Annotated in this window: 1 protein-coding gene; it reads right to left on the bottom strand. The window is 72.4% G+C overall.

All coding sequences use genetic code 11. The annotated features are described in order from the left end of the window. Positions 1–562: TetR family transcriptional regulator (locus tag G5C65_RS38035; RefSeq protein WP_206442744.1), on the bottom strand; the 562-nt coding region annotated here is incomplete at its 3' end. Positions 563–653 lie beyond the last annotated feature (91 nt).

Raw genomic sequence — 653 nt, 5'->3', positions numbered from 1 at the left:
CGCGCAGCCAGCGCCGCAGCACATGGTTGTGCGCCGTCACCACCGCCGACGCCGCCACCTCCGCGAGCAGCGGCTCGTCGAAGTCGCTGACCTCGTCCCGGTGGGCCGCCTCGTCGAAGTGCCCCAGCAGATACCGGGTGAACAGCCGCTCGTACCGGGCCACCGACGCGATCTCCCGCTCGCGCAGCGCCGGGACCTCCCGCGTCAGCTTGTACCGCTCCACGCTGCCCTTCGGGCTGGCCGCGTACATCTTCATGACTTCCTTGATGCCCCGGCACACCGTGTCGAGCGGGTTCTCGTGCGGCGGCGCGGCCTCCAGCACGGCCTGGGCGCGGACGAGCGTGTCGTCGTGGTCCGGGAAGATGGCCTCTTCCTTGGAGCGGAAGTGCCGGAAGAAGGTGCGGCGCGCGACCCCCGCCGCGGCGGCGATCTCGTCCACCGTGGTCGCCTCGTAGCCCTTCGTGGCGAAGAGCTCCGTGGCTGCCGCAGCCAACTCGCGGCGGATCTTCAGACGCTGGGAGGACGCGGCGGGCGTACGGGAGGGCTTCGCGGGCTCTGACATGTGAGGAACGCTACCCGCTGCGGCCGGTCCGGGGGGCGGAGCGCCGTCCGAAGGTTCGAGCAGCCCGCCCCAGGCGGGCTCGCCCCAGGCG

Source organism: Streptomyces boncukensis (assembly GCF_011045075.1).
Taxonomy (GTDB): Bacteria; Actinomycetota; Actinomycetes; order Streptomycetales; family Streptomycetaceae; genus Streptomyces; species Streptomyces boncukensis.
This window is presented reverse-complemented; position numbering and strand designations above follow the sequence as displayed.